Here is a 22,730-nt window from a genome sequence, read left to right as displayed (position 1 = left end):
CGGCCCGGATGGTCTTAACCTTTGACGCCGCCTGCCGTCAGTCCGCTCACCAGGAAGCGCTGGGCAGCCAGGAAAATCAGGGTAATTGGCAAACCGGTGAGCACCGCTGCCGCAGCAAAGTCCCCCCAAAGGTAGTTCTGCGGGTTAAGGAATTGCTTGGCGCCCACTGCCAGGGTCAGTTTGTCCATATCCTGAATCAACACAGAGGCAACGGGGTACTCACCAATGACACCAATGAACGCCAGAATAAAGACCACCGCGAGAATCGGAACCGACAACGGCAGCAGAATATAGCGGAAGGCCTGCCAGGGGGTTGCACCATCAATGGCCGCCGACTCTTCCAGGGCATTATCAATGCTTTCAAAGTACCCCTTGATCAGCCAGATATTCATGGTCACACCGCCCAGGTAGGCCACCACCAGGGCACCGTGGGTATTGAGCCCGAGCCAGGGGATAAAGTCGCCCAGCTTGTCAAAAATGGTGTGAAAGGCCACCAGGGCCAGTACCGCCGGAAACATTTGCAGGATCATCATGGATTGCAACAGCCCATGCTTGAAGCGGAACCGGAGCCGGGCAAAGGCGTAAGCCCCGGTGGTGGACAGCAACAGGATAAAGCTGGAGGTCAGCACACTGATCTTGATGGAGTTCCAGAGCCACTGGAGTACTGGAAAGGTCGGCTCAACAATCGTACCGTCCGCATACTCCCAGGCCATGCCAAAGGCCATGGCCCAGTGCTCCAGACTCGGGTTTTCAGGAATCAGACTGCCCGTGGCAAAGTTTCCGGAGCGGAACGACACTGAAATGGTCATCAGAAACGGAAACATGATCAGGCAAATAAAGGTAATCAAAAACAGTCGGGCGGCCCACACCCGGTATTTCAGATTTCTCGGTTGCACCATTGCCATGATTATTGCTCCTGCAGGTTTCGGGTGGCTTTCAGGTTGGCCCAGGCAATAAAGCCCACAGCGATGAAGATCAGCCCGGCAATGGCCGATGCCAGGCCAAAGTCCTGGCCGTAGCTGCCAAAGGCAATCCGGAAGGTGTAGCTCACCAGAATATCGGTGGCACCGGCATTGGAGCCGCTGCCAATCATACTGGGTCCACCTCCGGTCAATAGATTGATCAACACAAAGTTGTTGAAGTTGAAGGCAAAACTGGCAATCAGCAGGGGAGTCAGCGGCTTGATAATCATTGGCAGGGTGATAAAGCGCAGATTCTGCCAGGGGCTTGCTCCATCAATGGCGGACGCTTCGTACAGATCCTCGGGAATGGCTTTGAGCAGTCCCATGCACAGGATCATCATATAGGGGTAGCCCAGCCAGCTGTTAACAATCAGGATCATGGTCTTGGCCAGATACTCATTGGTCATCCATTCCGGCTTGATGCCAAACAGTGCCTCCAGCACCATATTGATTTCACCGAAGTTCTGGTTAAACAACCCCTTGAACACCAGAATGGAGATAAAGGCGGGTACGGCATAAGGCAAAATCAGGAATACACGATAGATGCCGCTTTCTTTCAACGGTTCCCATTGCACCAGGCAGGCCAGCAGCAAACCGATCAGCAGGGTGAAGACCACGGTCAACAGGGCAAACACCACGGTCCATACAAAGATCTTTAAAAACGGGCCCTGAATGGCCGGGTCTGTGACGACCTTATGGAAGTTGTCCCAGCCTACAAATACCGTAAAACCGGGGGATACCTTTTCACCCCTGTCACTGACGTAATAACCGGTATCATAATCCGGGCGTAGAACCTCTCCGGTCTGGTTATTCACCAGACTGCTGTTCTCTTGCTCGGAATACAGTGGAAACAGCGCCGAAAATTCGCGCAGCCCGGACATTCTCAACGGCTGATTTCCAGGCAGAACAATGGTCAGGTTTTTCAGGACCTTGCGCAGTTTGATCACCTCACGCATGGCCAGTTTTTCACCAGTAGCTTCATCCCCCTGACTGGCTGCCACCTGTGTTTCCTGATCCCCCGGAACAAAAGGCTGGGTAACAAAGACATCTCCCGGGTTGACCTTGCTTTTCAGAACCAGCTGCAGCTGAGCATCCTGCGAATAGACATTGAAACGATATCCAGAGCCATCAACGCGGTAGTTTTTTTCAAGGTGAATCTGCTTGACGCGCTCAAAACTTAACAGATTGGTAGAACTGTAATTGGTGAACGCAATGGTGACGGTGTACAGCAGGGGAAAGACAACAAACAAAACCACCCCAAGCAGGCTGGGGTAAACATACCTGAAATTATAGGCTTTCTGACTGGTGAAAACCCATGTGCCAATACTTGCCAGAATCAAAATAACCATGGCAAACAGGGTTTCGCCCTGGGCGTACATGAGCGTTATGATGTAAAGCAGTGCAACATCAATGAGGGCTACTGACAGCCATTTCAGCCAGTTGCCGGAAAGCACCTGACCGGTGCCTTTTGGCAATTCCATCTACTTGACTCCGGGCGTCTAATGAGAGAGGCGAGGTATAAACAATAAAATCTTGTTTGTTCGATTGTTGATCACCTGAATCAGGTCAGCGCCAAACGCCGCCTGATTCAGTCTTTTGTTCAAACAGATTGCGCTTAAACCGATTTCGCTTAAGAAAGAGAAGGTGTTGATTCAACCACTCAGTTCAGCAGGCTTTTCGCTGCATTATCCAGAGCGGCATTCACATCTTCCCGACCATTGGCGATATTGCCCAGAGCCGCCTGCATGGAGTTCCAGAACTTGCTCATTTCCGGCACGTTCGGCATCAGCAGACCATTGATGGCATTCTCATAGGTAGCGGCAATGCGCGGATCCTTTGACAGCTCTTTCATGTACTCCTTGTTGACCACAGCCCCCAGAGGCACATCCTTATTCATGGTTTCAAGACCGGAACGGGTCAACAGGTAGTTTTCCAAAAACTCCTTCACCAGCTCTTTGTTGGGAGTTGCATTATTCACCGCAGCACCCCAGACACCCACGAAAGCACGGGATGGGCTGCCATCAATGGTGGGCAGAGGGGCTACCCCGTAATTGATGCCACTCTTGTCCAGGTTGGACCAGGCCCAGGGACCGGTAATCATCATGGCAACACGCCCCTTGTTAAAGCTGGCATCCATCACCCCGTAATCCACACCCTTGGGCAGGACATCCGCCTTGATGAGGTCAGACAGCATTTTTGCCCCTTTCCTGGCACCTTTACTGTTAACGCCCACATCCTTCACGTCGTAACCCATGCTGGTCTCTTTAAAGACGTAGCCGCCGTTGGCTGCCAGCATTGGCATAGTGAAATAAGGCTGAACCTGATCCCACATGATGGTCTTGTAATTCTTCTTGGCCAGCTTGTCGTGCAGGGCAAACATCTCCTCGTAAGACTTGGGAGCCTCTTTGATGATGTCTTTGTTGTAGATCAGACCAATGGCTTCCATGGCCACCGGGTAACCGTAGGTCTTGCCGTTTGTGGACATGGCCTTCCAGCCAATATCTTCGATACCGGTCTTGAAGCTGGCGGATGGCGTTACCTCTGCCAGCAAGCCGGACTGTGCCCACTCACCGTAGCGGTCATGGGCCCAGAAAATAATGTCTGGTCCCTGCCCCGTAGAAGCCGCCTGCTGAAAACGGTCGGTGACATTCTCCGGGATTTCCACCTTAACCTTGATTCCGGTGTCCTCTTCGAACCGGGCCCCCACTTCTGCAATGCCTTTATGGGCCTTGTCACCACCAACCCAGATGGTCAGTTCACTGTCAGAGAATGCCTGTACATTCGAAGCCGCCACGCTCAGAGCCATGGCCGCCATCAGTGTCTTTTTAATCATTTACATCTTCTCTTGGGAATGGAAAACAGCTGAGTCATGAAACCAGGCAATCCCCCTGGAAGTCCCCTGGTAAGAAAACAAGCTGTTTGGGAAAACAATTGGGTGTACAAAAACCGTTCGATAAAAGCTGTAATAAACAGGCTGTCAACGGAGCCTATGTTCTTGTGTGACGCCTTATGAAGCAAGGTGTAAACGTTTCCAGCAATGGGTAAAAATACAAATATCCGAACCCTGTTTTTTCCACACTTTTTTTTCACGTTCTTTTCACAAAAAAAGGCGCCTGTCAGCGCCTTTAATACCGGTTTAAGAAAATATCATTTTTGCATTCAGACAACCGGCTCAACGAAGGTCAACGATCACACGACTACACCGAAAGCGTCGTTTTTCCCTGGCGGACGCTGACATCCAGAAAAATACCCCTTGGGTCAATATTACGAATGGCATCAACAGCCAGCCTGCAGGCTGCTTCTGCAATGGCCTCGGTATCCTGGCAGATAGAGGTCATGGAAGAATAAAGTTCATTATCCATACCGTCATACCCGACCACCTGAATATCATTGGGTACCTGCTTGCCATAATCAATAATGGCCATGTGAATACCGGTGGCCACAATGTCTGAAAAAGCAACAAAACCATCTGGCTTCAGGCCAGACTCCAACAGGGGGCGGATCCGTCGATAACTGTCCAGCGCCGAGAGGCCTGAGTCATCAGGCACCTCAATCACTTCACAGGGAACCAGCCCTGCCTCGAGCATAGCTTTGCGATACCCGGCAACCCGGAGCCTGGAGACTTTATGGCTGTTATTCAGGGAGACAAAGTAAATGGTACGGCAACCCTTTTCCAACAGGTGGCGGGTAGCCTGCATTCCACCCTGCTCATCGTTGGAGGCGACCCAGAACGCCTCTTCCCTAGGCTCTCCCACATAAACAATCGGGTTGCCACTTTCCTGAAGGCGGTGCAGGCGCTCATCACTGTCATGGACACCAATGGAAATATAGGCCCGGGTCTGGGTCAGCAACTGGTTATCTTTGCCAAACTTGACCCTTCTGGAACGGTAACCGTGGTATTCAAGATAACGCTTGAGGGCTTCATAAACTTTGAGGGCGTAAGGTGAAATGGAACCTATTTCCATCCCGAGAAGCACCCCAATACTGAATTCCTGCTGACCATGAAGCTGGCGGGCAAGATAGTTAGGCTGGTAATTCAGTGCTTTGGCAGAATCCAGTACTTTTTCCCGCGTCTTTGGGGCAACGTACTTTCCTCCATTCAACACCCGGCTCACCGTTGCAATGGACAAGCCAGAGTGGGCAGCGACCTGTAAGATCGTGGACTGCCCCATTGCTTTTTTCCCAACCATCAACACAGCTTCAACTTAACGAACGGAGAGGCAATAGTATCAATATTTCCATAAAAAACTGCACATTTTTCAAACAACAGGAAACCTATTTGATACAAATCAAGTAAGACTCCTGATACTCAGGCAAAAACCTTAACCCAACATGAACCAACTACAATTTATAAATTCTTGTACGCTCTCCACCTGGATCGTAGCCATCCTCCAGGCGTTGCCAACCGAACTTTTCATATTGATTCAGATCAATTCTGTAAAGGTTTCCACAACCTGAGACAACCAGCTCCCGAACCGTCAAACCCAACCTTTTTTAAATCTGCCAAAAGTGAACTGAGCCCCCTGAAAAACGGTCGTTTTTTTATAGGATCTGTCCTGAACTAAGGCAATTCCCCCCCCATAATCAGCCCCTCTCTTTTTTCTGGCGATACCTCTTAAAAAACAAGCCTGCGCCCTATCACAACCTTACATTCATTATAAAAACCTTTACATATTGCCAACATCAAAATGAAAAACATAATACACACCAGGTCATAAGCAGTCCCCCTTGAAGACATTCGCTTGAAAGCCCTTAGCTCGAAAGGCATTTAAGAGCGCAATATTCAAAACCTGATTGGGCTTAATTAAAAAGTGCGCTTTTATTCGGCTTTTGCACACGGCCCAAATCCTGGAACTGTTTTGCCTTTACAAAAACGACTTTTATCGGCCAACACATCAACCCGATCTGGAGTTCACCTTGCCTACTCAATTATTTAAAGTTATTCCACTGGCTGCAGCCGTTTCGTTTGCAATGTTTTCCACAGTCACCATTGCTGACGAAAAGGCCACCGATGAAGTAGTCAGCGAGTCTACTGCAAAGCCAACGGATATTCTCACCGACGGCTGGACCATCAACGGTTACGTCAAGTCAAACTACCGTCTGACCGAAAAAGGCGTTTCTACAAGCGATGAGTTTGGCAAGCCTGATTACAGAACCGCAGGCTCCACTGGCAAGAATGCCAACCAGGTGGAATTTACCATCACCAAGAAAACCGAATTCAATAACGGCGTTTGGTCTGACCTGGTGGTTCGCTCTGAGTATGGCAATGGCGACAGCTTCTTTTACTCCTCTTCCGGCAGCCAGGAAGGTGCCAATGAAGACGGTGGCTTTGAGGTCAAAGAAGCCTTTATGAAACTGGGTGGTATCAGCTACCTGCCGGAAGATGCCCACATCTGGGCCGGTCGTCGTTTCCTGAACCGTTCCGCCAGCCTGCTCTCCGGTGAGTTCTGGAAGCAGTCCTCTGGTGTCGGTGCCGGTTATGAGCAGGGTCGCTCCGGTATTGCCCTGGTGTCTGCCGATCCTGACAGCCACAGAAACAGCAACGATGCCAACAAACAATTCAACGCCACCATGACCTCCCTGGACCTGTACAGCTACGGCTATGAAGGCCTGGGCGGCAGCTTCGATTTCGACCTGAAATTGATGTACCAGGGCAACAAGGACAAGTTCAAGGAAGCTTATGGCGACGATGCCTCCACCAACGGTATCGGCGCAGCCATCACCTACAACCGCGACTGGTATGGCTTTGATGGCTGGTCCCAGACCGGTCTGGCTTATGGTACCGGCATGGCTGCTAACCGCGGCGTGAACTTCGGCGGCTGGTCTGGCCAGGGCGGTGGCGGCGCAGCCTCTAACAAAGATGGCAAAACCATCTTCCTGACCTCCTACGGCGTCCTGAACATCAACAGCAAATGGCAGCTGGGCTCCGAGGTAACCTACCTGTGGGGTAAAAACATCTTTGGTCTCGTTGGCGAACAAAAGGTTCAGCGCCTGCTGGTGGCTGCCCGCCCAAGCTATCGTGTCAACGACAACTTCCGTGTAGAAACCACCTTTGCCTATGGCCCGGAAAAGAGCCACTGGACCAACAATGACGTTCAGGGTGCCTACACAGCAGAACTGGCCGGTGTCTTCACCGTCAATGCCGACTACTTTGGTCGCCCACAGATCAAACCTTTTGTGACCTACCTGTACAAAGACGCCGAAAATGGCTGGGGTGGTGAGTTTGACAACAAGAAAGGCGTATACCAGTTCGGTGTAGAAGCAGAAATCTGGTTCTGATCATCGCTTGAGGCGTCACTGGTCGCAAGCCCTCTCTCCCTCACCCCAACCCTCTCCCAAACGGAGAGGGGGAAGGAAATGCCCCTCACTCCGGGGGGGAGAGGAAGTGACCTGACCTACCCCTTTACCCTTCCCTCTCCCCAACCCTCTCGCAGAGGGAGAGGGGGAAGGCGAGGAGAGGATGGAGGGACGCAACTTAGCCCTCTCCCCCTCGGGGTGAGGGCGCAACTTATCCCCCTCTCCCTTTGGGAGAGGGCCGGGGTGAGGGCATCACGAATTTACACTCCTGAGTCTATGTGTGTTACTGACCGGTGCCCTGTGTACCGGTTTTTTTTGGAGGCCCACCGTGCCTGCGTTTGCTATCGCCCGCTTTTCAGACAATGTTCACCGCTTTCGAATGGGTTCCCCCTTCAATACGGAGGCCGTAACCGTTGAGCCGCTGATTGAGTCACTGGGTGACGCCTCAGCACAGCTGAATTTCAGCCCCTCGATACACGACGGAAAATTAACACTCAGTTATCCCCTCAAGCCCGGTGATCGTATCTATGGCATGGGGCAGAGCATGGGCGGCCTTAACAAGCGGGGACGACGATTCATCACCTGGTGCTCCGATGACCCCAGCCACACCCCCGAAAAAGAGTCCCTCTACGGTGCCCATCCCTTTTTGATCATTGACAGTGAAATAGACGGTGACCAGCCCCTGGGCCTGTTTATCGATCATCCGGGAGAAATGGAGTTTGACCTGGGCTTCACTCGGCACGACCTTCTGCACATTCATATACCCTCTCCGGACGTGGATATTTACCAGTTTTCGGCCCGCAGTAAAAAAACCATTGTCCGGGATTTCCGCCAGCTCATCGGCCAGCCCTACCTGCCTCCCCGCTGGGGCTTTGGCTACCAGCAGTGCCGCTGGTCTTATGAGAATGCCGAGCGGATTGACCAGGTGATTGACGGGTTCCGCCACAACGATATCCCCTGTGATGCCGTGTATATGGACATCGACTATATGGTGGATTTCAAGGACTTCTCCATTGATGAGGATAAATTTCCGGACTTTGCCCACTGGGTCGCAGAGAAAAAGACCCAGGGTATCCGGCTGGTGCCCATTATTGATGCCGGTGTGCGCATTGAGGAGGGGTATGATGTCTATGAGGAAGGAATTGAAAAAGGGTATTTCTGCACTACAGAACAGGGTGAGCTGTTCAAGGCTGCCGTTTGGCCGGGACTCTGTGCCTTCCCGGACTTCCTGAAACCAGAAGCACGACAGTGGTGGGGAAAGTTGTACCAGCGCCTGACAGACCTGGGCATCGAAGGTTTCTGGAACGATATGAACGAACCGGCGCTGTTTTACACGCCAAAAGGGCTTGAACAGGCCATTGATACGGTTTCCTCAGCCAAAGGTAAAAACATTGGCATCCACGAGTTCTTCCAGCTTAAGGACGCGGTGCTGAATATGGCCAACCGCCGGGAAGACTATCGCAGCTTCTACCACGAGCCGGAACCGGGGGTCAGGGTCAATCACGAAGCCGTTCACAATTTGTACGGCACCAATATGACCCGCGCCGCCAGTGAAGGTTTTCAGGCCATTGACCCGGACCGGCGCTACCTGATGTTTTCCCGGGCCTCTTCCGTGGGTGCTCACCGTTACGGTGGTATCTGGTTCGGTGATAACCACAGCTGGTGGGAGCACCTGAAACTGAATCTGCAGATGCTGCCCGGTGCCAACTTCTGCGGTTTCCTTTACAGCGGCTCCGACATGGGCGGTTTTGGTGCCCACGCCAATGCCGAGCTGGTGATCCGCTGGACCCAGCTCGGGGTATTTACTCCCCTGATGCGCAACCACGCTGCCATGGGCACCCGTTCCCAGGAACCTTTCAGTTTTGATGAACAGGCCATGACCATCATGCGGGAGCACATCAAGCTGCGTTACCGGCTGGTGACCCACCTCTACTCGGACTTTATGCAAGCCGCCCAGGCCAGCGATGCACTGTTTTACCCGCTGAATTTTGAATATAACGACAAAGCCAGCTCCCAGGTAGAAGACCAGTTGCTGGTAGGCCAGTCCCTGATGTGCGCACCCGTGTATCAGGCCAACGCCACAGGGCGCTATGTCTATCTCCCCGAGGAGGTGCTGCTGTGGAAAGTACGACAACACGATGCCATTGAGCTTCAGGTTATTCCTGCCGGGCATCATTATCTGGACATGGGTCTTGATGAGCTGCCGTTGTTTATTCGCAAGGATCGCATGCTGGTGCTTAACACCGCTTCACGGTGCATTGACGAACAGCCCGAGGACGAACTGGAAGTCATTGTTTTCCTGGATAAGCAAGCCCGACACTGCCTTTACCACGATGATGGCATCAGCCATAACCGTGTGAAAGACAGCCGGTGTTGCCTGGACATTGTCGTTGAGCACACTGATAACGGCCCTCAGGCAAGGGTAACCGTTGAACAGGGACGTCCAGTATGGAAACAACTGAATATCCAGATCCACCAGGTGAACTCTGAGACCATCCACCAGAGTATTACGCTGTAATACACTCTTATGAACAGGCCGGGGGCTTACTCTCAGTTAAGGAAGGTGCGAACAAGTCCTGTGCGTGCTCTGCAAGCTAAACAGCCTGCAGGTACAAGACGAAGTTTGCAGTTAATGGCCTTAGTCCTTAGCAAAAACTTCAACGCAGTAGATGCGGGCTGTTTAGCTTGCCCTTCGGGGCCTCCAGGGGGATCCAGAATCAGCGTCAGCCTTTTTTGACAGGTCCCGACATGCCTGCAAAAGTCTTTCTTGATTCTGAATCCCCCTGGCAGGCCAGAGTGCCGCAGGCCTTGTTCGCACCTTCCTTAAGCCTCCGCAGGGTAAACGTTTACATGCAACGGCCTGTCTCACTTCATTTAATATCAGGGTCAACATTCCTATCGTCGCTCTCACTTAACAAAGAACGAAATAAAGATTTCCCGACCATGATATTCAACACATCCCCTGGACAACCGGCTCCCCTGGGAAGCCAGTGCCGTACACAGGCCCATAAGGCAGGTTGCAATTTTGCCGTCACTTCCCATTCCGCTTCCCGGATATGGTTATGCCTGTTCACCGATGGACAGGAACACCAGCTACCCATGGAGAAGACCGACAATATCTGGCACCTGTTTGTTGATGACATTGCTCCCGGCCAGGCTTACGGCTTTCGTGCCGACGGTGAGTGGAACCCTGCAAAGGGCCTGTACCTCAACCCCAACAAGCTGCTTCAGGACCCCTACGCCCACGACGTTCAAGGCCACTTCCAATGGCATAGCAGCGTGCATTCCGAGTGCGCCGACAACCCTCAGCTGAGGAATGATGAAGACAGCGCCCCTTACGTTCCCCGCTCCATTGTCACCGACCACCACTTTGACTGGACAAACGACCAGCACCCGACCATCAACGATGATGGCCGGGTAATCTACGAACTGCACGTCAAGGGGTTTACCCGGTTATTCCCGAAAATGCCCGACGCACTGCGGGGCACATACCTGGGCATGATTCAGCCGGAAATCCTCGATCACCTTAAACAGCTTGGGGTGACCACTCTGGAACTGCTCCCCATCACCCAGTTCCTCAATGAACAGCATCTGAGCAAGCTGGACCTGCCCAACTACTGGGGATACAACCCCCTGTGCATGATGGCACCGGATGCCCGCTACGCAATAGACGACCCGGTGAAGGAATTCAAATCCATGGTAAAAGGCCTCCATGAGGCCGGTTTTGAAGTGATCATGGATGTGGTTTACAACCATACTGCTGAAGCGGGCAGGCAAGGCGCACAACTTTGCTACAAGGGGCTGGATAATGACGTCTATTATCGTCTTGATCCTGAAGATCCTTCTGAGTACCTCAATTATTCCTTCTGCGGGAACAGTATGCGCACTGAGCATCCGGTCACCCACCAGCTGGTTATGGATACGCTCCGGCACTGGGTGGATGTTTACCATATCGACGGTTTCCGGTTTGACCTGGCTCCGAGCCTCGCCCGCAACGGGGCCAGGGTCTTGACTGAAAACCCGTTCTTTGACGCCTGCCAGAGTGACCCTGTGCTCAGGGACCGGCTGTTGATCGCTGAACCCTGGGACATCGGCCCTGATGGCTATGCCCTGGGCAAGTTCCCCGAGCCCTGGCTGGAATGGAATGACAAATTCCGGGATCCGGCCCGATCCTTCTGGCGGGGCGACCACCAGTCCAGTGCCGGGTTTGCCGATGCCTTGTGCGGCACGACCGCAGTATTTGATCCTGCCAGACGTCGCACGACTTCTGCCGTTAACTATCTGACCGCCCACGATGGTTACAGCCTTGAGGATGTGGTGAGCTATGAGCAGCGCCATAACCATGCCAATGGCGAAGATAACAGGGACGGACATGAACCCAATTATTCCCGGAATTACGGGGTGGAAGGCCCTGCCAGTGACCGGGATATTCTGGCCCGGCGATTAACCGTTAAACGCAGCCTCCTGTCCAGCCTGCTGCTGGCAAAGGGTACCCCCATGCTGCTGGCCGGGGATGAATTCGGCAACAGTCAAAAAGGCAACAATAACGCCTATTGTCAGGACAATGACACCAGCTGGCTGGACTGGAGCCTGGTTACCAGCGGGCAGGACAACAATCTGCCTGCCTTTGTGCAACAGCTGATCCAGCTTCGCCAGCAGTTCGGGCCGGTTCAGGGCGCCAACCATCTGGAAGCCCAGTGCCTTGACCTGGCGGGTCAGCCAATGGCGACAAAACGATGGAATGATCCTGAGCTTGCGGGCTTTGCGCTTTCCTGGTCTAACGACACAGGCCGCTTTTTACTGTTGATGAACAACAGTGACAACGAGGCCCACTGCCCATGGGTACCCGAAAATGCCTGGCAGTGCCTGCTGGATACCAGCCACACCACTCCCTTCGCCTGTCCTTTCGAAGGCTCTGTCAGTGCCCATGCCATGGTCTGGCTGTACAAACCCTAGACCACCCTGTCGAAAACAGCTATTCATTAACAAACAACGGGAGGTAAGCGATGAAAAAAACAGTACTGGCACTGGCTGTCAGCCTGGCCATGACTGGGTGCAACTCCGGCCCAACCCCAACAACCGGGCAGCCTTCCAAGGTTAGCCGGTCTGCCCCGGCTATCATGGTATCCCGCGCCCAGGGAACGCCGGAAACACGCCTGGCCTGCCAACGCCCGGGGGAGATCAGCCCGGCCTGCAACCTGAGAATCTACCAGGTGATGGTGGAATCCTTTATGGATGGCGATCCCGGGGCCAATTTCAACACCGGATACGGTACCAGCCATCACAAAGGGGACCTGGCCGGAATTACTGCCTCCCTGGACTACATTCAGTCCCTGGGCTTCAACACTCTCTGGCTCACACCGATTTTTCACAGTGCCCCCATCAGTGGGCAGGATGAATGGGCTGACCGGCTGGATGCCACCGGCTATTTTGCCAGTCATTTTTTCGCCATTGACCCTCGCTTTGGCACCCTTGAGCAGGCAAAAGAATTGGTTGACCAGGCCCATGCCCGGGGCATGTATGTCCTGTTGGACGGTGTGTTTGGCCACTTCAAACAGAACGCATCGAACTTCCCGTCACCTTCAGGCAAGGTTCTGTCGCAACAGGGAGAAGCACAAGCGGGAACCGGGCGTAAGGCCGTCTATCCACAGGATCTTGAGTTTTTCAGGGAAGTGGCCACCTACTGGGTTCGTGAGTTGAAAATCGATGGCTGGCGACTGGATCAGGCTTACCAGGTGCCGGTGGAATACTGGAGCGACCTTCGCGAAGCGGTTGAAACCACTTCCCGTTCCGTCACCTATAAAGGCAAAGATGGGCAGCCGGTCAACCCCCTGGGCTATATGGTGGCGGAAATCTGGAACGCCCCCGGCTATATTGTGGATACCGGATACCACAGCAATGAACAACCCGGCCTGCTTTCTGCTTTTGATTTCCCCCTGCGGAACTCCGTTGTGCAAGTGTTTGGCAGCGACAAGAACGCTATCCATGGTCGCCCCGCCACCCAGTTACAAGACACCATGAACCTGTCTTCTATTTACCCGGATCATGCCATGCCCAACCTGATGCTGGGTAATCATGACATTCCAAGATTTGGCAACCTGCTGCAAAGGGGCAGACTGGCCACACCGGACGACCAGGAATACTGGGACAGGCACAAGGCCGCTTTCAGCTTCATGGCCGCTTATTCCGGCCCGGTCACCCTGTATTACAATGAGGAAATCGGGGCTGCGACACCCGGCTTTACGGATCCGGTACCGGGTTATCGTTGTGCCAAGGCAGGGCTTTGCGATGACCACGTCAGCCGGACCAGCGGGCGCATAGAGGGCATACCCTCTTCACCGGGGGAACCGGCAGTAGAACTCAACCCACGGGAAAAGGATCTGAAAAATTACGTCAGCCAACTGATGGCTTTGCGCTCGCAACACCCTGCGCTCTATTCCGGCTCCCGCACCCACATTTATTCAGACGACAGTGTCTACATTGACCGCAAGGATCAGGGCGATGACTCTATTCTTTTCATGGTCAATACCCGCCTTGAGCCGGTGACCATCAACCTCAGGCCTGAGGCCATTGGCAGCAAAGGTGCCCTGGACAACCTGTTAAACGGCGATCGCATCGTATCTGAAGATGGCCAATACCGGATAACTCTGTCCGGTCTGGAAAGCCTGTTTCTTGGCATTGGCAAAACAGGGGACATCCAGTTCTCGAAACAGGCTGTCACCACATCGGCTTTCTCAGCTCACTCCTCATCCAGTGATCACCTGACCCGTTGCGACTTGCCCCCCATTCCTAATGATGGCCCGCTCCTCAGTGATATGTGGATCCGGGGCAGTTATAAGGAGGGCAAGATGTTCCAGGCAACCCCGGATAGCCACCGATTCAGTTACCGGGGCAACGATATTTACCAGGTGGTTGTGGATGAACCCAGGGCAACCGCCTACACCTTCAAGTTTGCCAGCAAGGACTGGCGAATCGAGTATGCTGTTGCGCATTCAGCTGCGGTGCAACTGGGCAAAATCCAGAAAATGAGCAATGCCCCCGGGTTTGGTACTGAGTCGTCGATCATGATTCCTGAGCCGGGTAAGTATGTCTATGGATTCCGGATCAATGCCCCGGATGGTGAGAACGAGATTTACGTAGGGCGCTGCACACCGTAATTAATGGTCAGGTCTACCCCCGGCTATGCCGGGGCTTCTGCAACGGATCTTGATATCTTCCACCTTCACCCCTCACCCCAGCCCTCTCCCAGTGGGAGAGGGGGTTGTCGGTGCAAACATTCAAAGCCCTCTCCCTTTGGGAAAGGGTTTGGGTGAGGGGAAAAGCCCTTTGACAGCGCCATCAGATAAACACCGGCTATACCGGAGTTCAGGTAAAGCCGCATATTGCCAGGCACCCCCAGGAAATGGCCTGAAAAAAACTGAAAAAAGGGTGGCAAGGTAGAGCATGCCAACCAGAACCGGAGGAAATCTTTCCACTTCCCTCCAATTAGGAAGAACAAACATGGCTTAATCAGAGAAATAAATGGATATACGCCCATTCTCCAGAAAATAGCCCCACAATTACCAAGTTAGACAGACCATGTAATCGTTTACATCCATAAAGCATCCTTTTTTTTATTGATTCCCCTGCCCAAAAAAAAGATGATTTCCTTACAATTTTATAATCCTGTTTATTCAGCCACAGCCTGTGAGTAACAAAGCTGCAATCTCATGAGCAATAGCATGAACGTGTTTTTCTCATTCTTGAATCCAGTAAGCATGCGGATGAAGTGGCACCCCATTAACAGTTCTGACAACCGGTAATAATCCTGTGAGTAAAACCAAGACCCAATCAAAACTGAACCCATCGGATCCTTCCATTTTTGCAAAGGCACTTGAAAACCACCTCAGGCGTGACCTGGGAGCCACGCCCAAACGCGCCACAGAAAGAGACTGGTGGCAGGCGCTGGCTTTGACCCTGCGGGATCTCAGCCTGGACCAGCTGCAGGACAGTAGCCTGAAGGAGCAGCAGACAGAGCGTCAGGTCTGCTACCTCTCCATGGAATTCCTGATGGGTCGCCTGCTGGGGGATGCCCTGATGAATCTGGGGCTGTATGATTCTGCGGCGAACATTCTGCAATCCCATGGCGTACGCATTGCCGATGTCCTGGAGCAGGAGCGGGATATGTCCCTGGGTAATGGCGGCCTCGGTCGACTGGCTGCCTGCTTTATGGACTCCCTGGCCAACCAGGAAATTCCAGCCTCCGGGTATGGTATCAACTACCGCTACGGTCTGTTCCGCCAGACATTTGAAGACGGCTATCAGAAAGAAATGCCCGATGTCTGGCGTGAATTCGGCAGCCCATGGGAAACCTGCCGTCCATCTGAAACCGTTCGCATCGGCTTGTTCGGTCATGTAGAAATGGACAACGATGGTAACAACCATTGGTTACCCTCCAAAACCCTCACCGGTGTCCCCTGGGATGTAACCGTTCCGTCGTTTACCGGCCATTTTGTCAATCGCCTGCGCCTCTGGGAAAGTCTGATCGAATACCCCATTGACCTGGACAAATATAACGAAGGAGATTACCTGGAGGCCTGCCGCAACCTGGTGGAAGGAGATACCATATCCGGCGTACTCTACCCGGAAGACTCCACACCACAGGGCAAGGATCTGCGCCTGATCCAGCAGTACTTTTTCTGTGCCTGCTCTCTGAAAGACATTATTCGCCAGCACAAGCAACGTGAACTTCCCCTGGACGACCTGGCCAAATACTACGCTCTGCAGTTGAACGACACCCACCCGGCCATTGCCATCCCTGAAATGATGCGCCTGTTGATGGATGAAGAGGGTATGGTCTGGAACCAGGCCTGGGAAATCACCCGTGAAATGTGTCACTACACTAACCATACCCTTCTGCCTGAAGCGCTGGAAAAATGGTCGGCCTCCCTGCTGGGAAGAATTCTCCCCCGCCACCTGCAGATCATTGAGATGATCAACCACATCTTCCTCAATGACGAGGTGAAGCAAAAGTGGGGAGATAATCTTGAGATCATCAAAAAGGTCAGCATTTTCGAAGAGCTGGACAATGGCGACCGCATGGTTCGCATGGCCAACCTGTCCGTCATCGGCAGTCGTCGTGTGAATGGAGTGGCCGCACTCCACAGTGGTCTGGTGAAAACCCTCCTGTTCCCGGAATTCGATGAGCTGTATCCCGGTAAGCTGGTTAACGTCACCAATGGCGTCACCCCACGGCGCTGGCTGGCCCACTGCAACCCGGGCCTGGCAAAATTACTGGATCATCATATTGGCAGTGAATGGCGTACTGACCTCGCCCAGCTGGAAAAGCTGACGCCGATGGCCGATGATCCGGAGTTTCTGGATGCCTATGCCAGCATCAAGTTCAAAAACAAGGAGCGCCTGGCACGACTGATCAAGCAGGAGTGCAACATCACCGTTAACCCCAATGCGCTGTTTGATGTCCAGATCAAGCGACTCCATGAATACAAGCGCCAGCAGCTGAACCTGTTGCACATCATCAGCCTGTACCATGAGATTCTGGATAATCCTGAGGCCGTTCATACGCCCAGAGTCTTTATTTTTGGCGCCAAGGCAGCACCGGGCTATGTGCTGGCTAAACAGATTATCCTCGCCATCAATAAAGTGGCCCAGGTCATCAATAATGATCGCCGCCTGGACGACCGCCTGAAAGTAGTGTTCCTGCCGGACTACCGGGTCAGCCTGGCAGAACAGATCATTCCGGCCGCCGATATCTCTGAGCAGATCTCCACCGCCGGCTATGAAGCCTCTGGTACCGGTAATATGAAACTGGGACTGAACGGTGCTCTGACCATGGGTACTCTGGACGGTGCCAATGTTGAAATTGCTGAAGCCGTGGGTGAAGAGAACATCTTTATCTTTGGTAAAACCGTGGACGAGGTCGCAGCACTCCAGCAGGAAGGCTATAACCCACGGAGCCATTATGAAAATAATCCTGTTCTGAAGCGGGCCATTGACTCGCTGATTGACGGATCATTCTGCCCTGACAGTCCGGAACTGCTCAAGCCGGTGGCGGAAAATCTGATTCACCAGGATCCGTTTATGGCCCTGGCGGATTTTGACAGTTACCGCGCGGCCCAGGGCCAGGCGTCTGAACTGTTCCGCAAACCCCAGCTCTGGTGGAGAAAAGCGGCATTGAATACTGCCCGTCTTGGAGGCTTCTCTTCAGACCGCTCCATTGCCGACTATGCCCGTAAAGTCTGGGCTATGGACTAAACAGGCTCTCTGGTTGCCTGCTTTCTGTTGAAAGCAGGCATTTTTATGCTCAATAGTTACTCCTTTTCTTAGCCTGAAGTTAACCACTAACTTAAAACCAAAAGCCCCCAAATCTCGCTTACTGAACTCTGCTACACTCCAAACTTTCATTTATATGGCTACTCTCCCCATGGCCAGACATATCCCGTTCAGTGAAGCCGTTAATGACGCAGAGCGCTGGGCGTTTAAGTTGCTGAGCGACGAGCTTCCTGAAAACTATATATTGCTCACTAACATTGAGATTCCAACCCATAGCGGCCAGGCTCTGGAGGTAGATGCTCTGGTGGTCGGGGAGTGGGGGGTTTATGTTGTCGACGTAAAAGGGTACATCGGCCATCTGGATGCAGGGCTGCACGCCTGGTCACTGGATGGCCGGGATGTGGATAACAGCCTGTCGAAAACCAATTACATTGCCCGGGTTCTGGCCGGTAAACTGAAACACCGGATACCGGTCGGGGTTTATGCGCCCTGGTGCCAGGGCATGGTGTTTGTCACTGGCCGTAAGGGCAAGGAAATTCTTCTAGAGAAACACGACGGCGCTCTGAGTATTTATACCCCGAAGCAGATTGTCGCTGCCCTGACGAAAGAGTGGGGATTGACAGCTCCCAGAATTCACCGGGTCACCCAGGAGCAAAAAGAATATGTGCTGGATACCATTGGCCAGGTCTCCGTTATTGAAAAGCGCAACAGTCGTATCCAGGATTTTGTCAAACAGAAATGTCTGTTTATCCAGGGCGGCCTGGAAATCTGGCAGGCAGACTATCAGCCCGGTGACTGGTCTTCCCCCTGGCTGTTAAAAGTACTCACCGTTTCAGGCTTTGACGATCCCGATGACTTTCATCAACACGACAAACAGCTTCGAGAAGAATTTTACCTGTTGCAAACCCTGGCAGGCACCAGTGGCATCCCCTGTTGCGCCCCCCTGATTCAGGACGGTGAAAAAGTGATCCTCCCGATCCGGATGCCCAGAGGGCAGCCCCTGAGCAGCTACAAACCTGAAGATCACAGCGTATCCCAATTATTGGAAACCCTGCGGCAATCGGCAACCGCCATTCAGCAAATTCATCGCAGGGGGTACACCATAGGCGGCTGGGGTGAGAACTGCATCTTTATTGCCGATCATGAAGTGGAGTTTATTGATATCCGCCATTGTCTCTCGGAAGATGAAGACACCATGGCCTATGCCCGCTGCTTTCTGCCCATCGCCGAACAAACCCGCCAACCCAGAATTGATCACTGGTACTGCTGTGCAGCCCAGGGGCGGGGGTTAAATCTGGATGAATTACGCAGTGATTTGTCTGCCCTGCTTGAGCTTGGATTTGAGCATCAGGATCAGCAACCACTGACCATTCAACCCGCCGCAATTATTGACCACCATTACCAGCTGTCAGCCAATATCACCCGGACCGACAACAGTGAACTCTGGCTGGCAAAACACATTCAGGGACAATACGACTGTGGTTTATCCATTTACCACAATGCCCGGAAACACTGGCCTGAACTCAGCAGCATTTATCGCAGCCTTTCCAGAATCTACCACCCTCATGTAGAGCAGGTGCTGAGTTTTGGGCAGCTCCCAACCAGTACTGACCTGTTTATCGCCAGAGCATGGATCCCGGGCCGGTCCATTAACGAGCTGGAGTCCTACAATGCAGAACAGTTCCAGCTCTGGCTTACCCAGTTATTGACCGGGCTTCAATATCTCCACAGCCTGGGTATCTTTCACGGAGGGATCTGCCCGCGAAACATTATCTGTAATCCGGTCCGCTCAGTTCTGGTCAACTTTGGTATAGGGCTGGATATCGCTGCCGAGTCCTATTCCAGTCAGTATGCTGACCCGGATCTCTGGGCAGAAGAGTGCCCTGCAGAAAAGGACCTTTATGCCCTGGTGGCGAGCTTTGTGGATACTTTTGCTCTTGCCCATGTCCAGCCCCAAACCAGCGGACATGGGTCATCAGCAAATCGGTTCAACGCCCTGGAGGACATCAGTCCGCTATTGAACAACCAGAAACTGGTAACAACCTGCCGACAGGCCCTCGAGCTGTCTCTTGAGCCAACACCCAGCGACAACTATCCGGACTTGTTTGGCCTGAGTCGGCCCCTGATGGAAGGGTAGCGCTATTTCAACTGGTTTTTCTCCGCCCGCTCCAGTGCTTCGTGCATCGATTCACTGTGGGCTGGGTGATTCTCCTGATTTTCAACGGGAGCAAACATTCGCTCCACCCGCTGCTCCATGTAATCGGCCAGTACCATGATTTCGATTCTTCGGTTGGCACTGGACTCCGGGTTTGCTGCGTCCCTCGGCATCCGGTCTGCCATGCCCAGCACCATCAACACCTTGAGCTCATCCAGGCCGCCAAACAACAGCGTTTTCCTGGCCACCTGGGCACGGGCCGAGGAGAGTTCCCAGTTGCCATAATCGGTTCGTTTAAAGCCGGCACTGTCAGTATGCCCGCTGATCATCAGACGGTTATTGATGTTGTTAATGATTGGCGCAAGCTCCAGCAGCAAATCCTGAAAAAACGGATTTATCCTTGAGCTGCCACGTTCGAACATATTGCGCTTGTCGTTGTCCAGAATCACAATCCGAAGCCCCTCTTCCAGCTGCTCCAGATAAATAAAATCTTCGTATTTGCCAGCCTGGTCATCTCCACCGATCATCCGCTGTAACTGATCCATTAGATCTTTAAAGTCCGGATTTTCATTGAGGGTTTGTGCATTGCCATCGGCAATAATTTCCGGCCCCTCCCGACCTCTCATGCTGGGTCCGGGGTTGGGCGTATTGACCAGGGAATCAGTTCCTCCAAAATCAATAGGCTGAAGGCTCGTTTGATGACGAAACGCCCCCGGGTCCTCGAAGTAGGCGGCAATGGCTGACTTAGTATCATCATCGGTGGCATTGAGAATCCACAACAGAAGAAACAGCGCCATCATGGCAATGGCAAAGTCCGCCAGGGCCACCTTCCACGAGCCACCATGATGACTGCTGCTTCCTCTGCGCCTCATTTTACTCAATGGGGGTCATCCTTTTCCTGTCATTTAGGGTCATGCGCCGTCATCAGCTCTTTTCCATCATGGCTTCCAGCTCACTGAAACTGGGGCGACACTCTCCATAAAGCACCTTACGACCCGCGTCCACAGAGACAATGGGAGGGTAACCGGATTTATAACTGGCCAGGGCCACTCGAATACAATCGAACGCCTGCAGTTCATTATTGATGGAATGACCAATAGCGGTGGCAACAGGTCCCACCAGGCCATAGGCAAAAAAGACCCCCAGAAAAGTACCGGTGAGTGCTGCGGCAATATGCATTCCCAGTTCATCCATGGGGCCGTTTATAGACTGCATGGTAATAACAATCCCCAACACGGCTGCCAGGATTCCAAACCCTGGCAGGGCATCAGCCACCGTCTGCAATGCCGCCGCCGGGCGCATCATCTCATGCTCCCTGCAGGCAATTTCCTGCTCAATCACTTTTTCGTACTCTCCGGGAGTAATGCCGTCCACCAGGGAGAGTCTCAGGTTTTCAATCACGAAGTTATAGACGTGAGGTGTCTTCAAAATATTGGGAAACCGGGCAAACACATCGCTGGTATCCGGAGACTCAATATGTTCCTCCAGCACTTTGTTGCCGCCCTTTTTCCGCGCCATTTCAAACAGCGTATGCAACAGCATCATCAGCTCGTCAAAATAAGCACGATTGAATCCGGTTCCCCTGGCCATATACATCATATGGCGCCCGGTGGCGCGGACGATTACCATCGGGTTGGCAATCAGAAACGCCCCAAAAGCCCCCCCGGCGATCATCAGAATTTCCGCCGGTTGCCAGATGGCCGCCATCTCTCCTCCGGCGATCAGGAATCCACCAAAGATACAACCCAGCAGCATCAACAGCCCTGCCATTTTCATATCACGACTCCCTGTTCCATTCTTCGAGTAATGAACGCAGCCTGAGCAAAGCCTGGCGGTGCAACTGGCATATTCGTGCCTCCGTCAATTCCAGAGCCTTGCCAATCTCTTTCATATTCAGCTCATGCACATAGTAAAGATTCATCAACTGCTGCTCCCGCTCCGGGAGTTCTTTCAATGCCTTCTCCAGGGCTTTATTCCGTTCACTGCCAACGGCAATGATTTCAATGGAATCATCGTCGTTTACTTCAATGACACTGGCGCTGGCCTCTCCCTGGGTGAGGGCATCCAGGCTGAGAAGGTTGCCGGAGTGGCTGCCCTGCAACATTCGGTGATAGCGCTCAATACTGACCCCAAGCTCATCGGCTATTTCCTGTTCCGATGGCGTACGACTATGCCGGTTATGAAGCGCCTGAATGGCATCCCGAATGTTCTGACCATGCTCGCGGTCGGTCCTGCTGCGCCAGTCCCAATGACGCAGCTCATCGATCACCGCCCCCCGAATCCGCACTTTGGCATACTGCTCGAAAGGTATATTTCTGCCCGGCTCATAGCGGCTGGCCGCGTCCATCAACCCCATCATGCCCGCCTGAAGCAGATCGTCCCTGGGCACATCCCCACCAATAAACCCCGCCAGATGCAGGGCCACCTTCTTGACCAGCCCAAGATGATCCCGGATCAGCTCATCCCTTGAGGATCCGGTCTGCTGTTTATAGGCACTCAGCCCCTTGCGCTGCTGAAATGACATGTGGCGTTTTGGTTACCCTGCCCGTCTCACTGAATCACCATGTCCGTGACGATCAAATCTTCAATAGCCAGCTCCACCTGCTCTCTGACCAGCAGCTCATTCACCCTGGCCATGGCAGCGGACCGGATTGTATCCGGAGACTCCGGTTTACCCACCGACTCGTACTCCAGAGTGCTCAGGTAACGGATGATTTCGTTGCGTACCATGGGACGATAAGTTTCCAGAATTTTTAATGTTTCCGGCTCACGGCTCATCAGGGAAAGTTTGATCTGGAGATAATGGGGACGCGAACCGCTTTTCAGGGTGATGATAAAAGGTTCCATTTCCATAAAATGGGGAACGGCCGGTTTATCCGGATCTTCCTCCTGCGCCATCATATTCCAGGCGGCAAAGCCAACCCCGGCCACCAGCACCAGCAGAAGCACAACAAACAGTGTGATTAACAGCCCTTTTCCCGAATGACTCCCTTTTGCAGGCTCAGTCTGCCCTCCCTGTTCATCCGCCATAATGCCTCCCTGAA

General features: G+C 53.0%; 14 protein-coding genes. 6 read left to right on the top strand and 8 right to left on the bottom strand.

The annotated features are described in order from the left end of the window. Positions 1–14: 14 nt before the first annotated feature. From malG to ACNRUY_RS07300, 4 genes are all read right to left on the bottom strand, one after another. Entirely contained in the window at positions 15–905 is an 891-nt protein-coding gene (gene malG / locus ACNRUY_RS07315; protein ID WP_488110995.1) for a maltose ABC transporter permease MalG, read from the bottom strand. A gap of 2 nt (positions 906–907) precedes the next feature. Continuing rightward, positions 908–2,443 carry a maltose ABC transporter permease MalF gene (malF, locus tag ACNRUY_RS07310; protein ID WP_488110994.1) on the bottom strand — a complete coding sequence of 512 codons (1,536 nt, stop codon included), beginning with the start codon at positions 2,441–2,443 and terminating at the stop codon, positions 908–910. Between the two features lie 179 nt (positions 2,444–2,622). Beyond that, positions 2,623–3,795: a maltose/maltodextrin ABC transporter substrate-binding protein MalE gene (gene malE, locus ACNRUY_RS07305; RefSeq protein ID WP_488110993.1), complete on the bottom strand. Its 1,173-nt coding sequence runs from the start codon at positions 3,793–3,795 to the stop codon at positions 2,623–2,625. Between the two features lie 364 nt (positions 3,796–4,159). Next, entirely contained in the window at positions 4,160–5,152 is a 993-nt protein-coding gene (locus tag ACNRUY_RS07300; RefSeq protein ID WP_488110992.1) for a LacI family DNA-binding transcriptional regulator, read from the bottom strand. 727 nt (positions 5,153–5,879) lie between these two features. Here ACNRUY_RS07300 and ACNRUY_RS07295 point away from each other — a divergent pair. The 6 genes from ACNRUY_RS07295 to ACNRUY_RS07270 all read left to right on the top strand — a co-directional run bounded on the left by ACNRUY_RS07295 (position 5,880) and on the right by ACNRUY_RS07270 (position 19,668). Continuing rightward, positions 5,880–7,241, top strand: coding sequence for a carbohydrate porin (locus tag ACNRUY_RS07295; protein ID WP_488110991.1), 1,362 nt, complete (start codon positions 5,880–5,882; stop codon positions 7,239–7,241). Positions 7,242–7,587: 346 nt separating this feature from the next. Next, positions 7,588–9,777: a glycoside hydrolase family 31 protein gene (locus tag ACNRUY_RS07290; RefSeq protein WP_488110990.1), complete on the top strand. Its 2,190-nt coding sequence runs from the start codon at positions 7,588–7,590 to the stop codon at positions 9,775–9,777. 425 nt (positions 9,778–10,202) lie between these two features. Beyond that, positions 10,203–12,215 carry a glycogen debranching protein GlgX gene (glgX, locus tag ACNRUY_RS07285; RefSeq protein ID WP_488110989.1) on the top strand — a complete coding sequence of 671 codons (2,013 nt, stop codon included), beginning with the start codon at positions 10,203–10,205 and terminating at the stop codon, positions 12,213–12,215. 50 nt (positions 12,216–12,265) lie between these two features. After that, entirely contained in the window at positions 12,266–14,416 is a 2,151-nt protein-coding gene (locus ACNRUY_RS07280; protein WP_488110988.1) for an alpha-amylase family protein, read from the top strand. A gap of 652 nt (positions 14,417–15,068) precedes the next feature. Further along, complete coding sequence (locus ACNRUY_RS07275) at positions 15,069–17,513, top strand: glycogen/starch/alpha-glucan phosphorylase (protein WP_488110987.1); 2,445 nt, start codon at positions 15,069–15,071, stop codon at positions 17,511–17,513. A 169-nt stretch (positions 17,514–17,682) separates the two neighbouring features. After that, positions 17,683–19,668, top strand: a complete 1,986-nt coding sequence (locus tag ACNRUY_RS07270; protein ID WP_488110986.1) for a nuclease-related domain-containing protein — start codon at positions 17,683–17,685, stop codon at positions 19,666–19,668. A 2-nt stretch (positions 19,669–19,670) separates the two neighbouring features. Here ACNRUY_RS07270 and ACNRUY_RS07265 read toward each other — a convergent pair whose 3' ends face one another. From ACNRUY_RS07265 to ACNRUY_RS07250, 4 genes are read right to left on the bottom strand one after another with little or no spacing between them, the layout of a single operon-like run. Beyond that, positions 19,671–20,558, bottom strand: a complete 888-nt coding sequence (locus ACNRUY_RS07265) for an OmpA family protein (protein WP_488111004.1) — start codon at positions 20,556–20,558, stop codon at positions 19,671–19,673. 52 nt (positions 20,559–20,610) lie between these two features. After that, on the bottom strand, positions 20,611–21,462 hold the full coding sequence (gene motA / locus ACNRUY_RS07260) for a flagellar motor stator protein MotA (RefSeq protein WP_488110985.1): 852 nt from the start codon (positions 21,460–21,462) through the stop codon (positions 20,611–20,613). A gap of 1 nt (position 21,463) precedes the next feature. Then, a complete protein-coding gene (locus ACNRUY_RS07255) occupies positions 21,464–22,210 on the bottom strand; it encodes a sigma-70 family RNA polymerase sigma factor (RefSeq protein ID WP_488110984.1) in 747 nt (248 codons plus the stop codon). 26 nt (positions 22,211–22,236) lie between these two features. After that, the gene (locus tag ACNRUY_RS07250; protein ID WP_488110983.1) at positions 22,237–22,716 is read right to left on the bottom strand and encodes a flagellar basal body-associated FliL family protein; all 480 of its coding nucleotides are present in this window, start codon (positions 22,714–22,716) and stop codon (positions 22,237–22,239) included. Positions 22,717–22,730 lie beyond the last annotated feature (14 nt).

The organism is Endozoicomonas sp. Z74, assembly GCF_057680865.1.
This window is presented reverse-complemented; position numbering and strand designations above follow the sequence as displayed.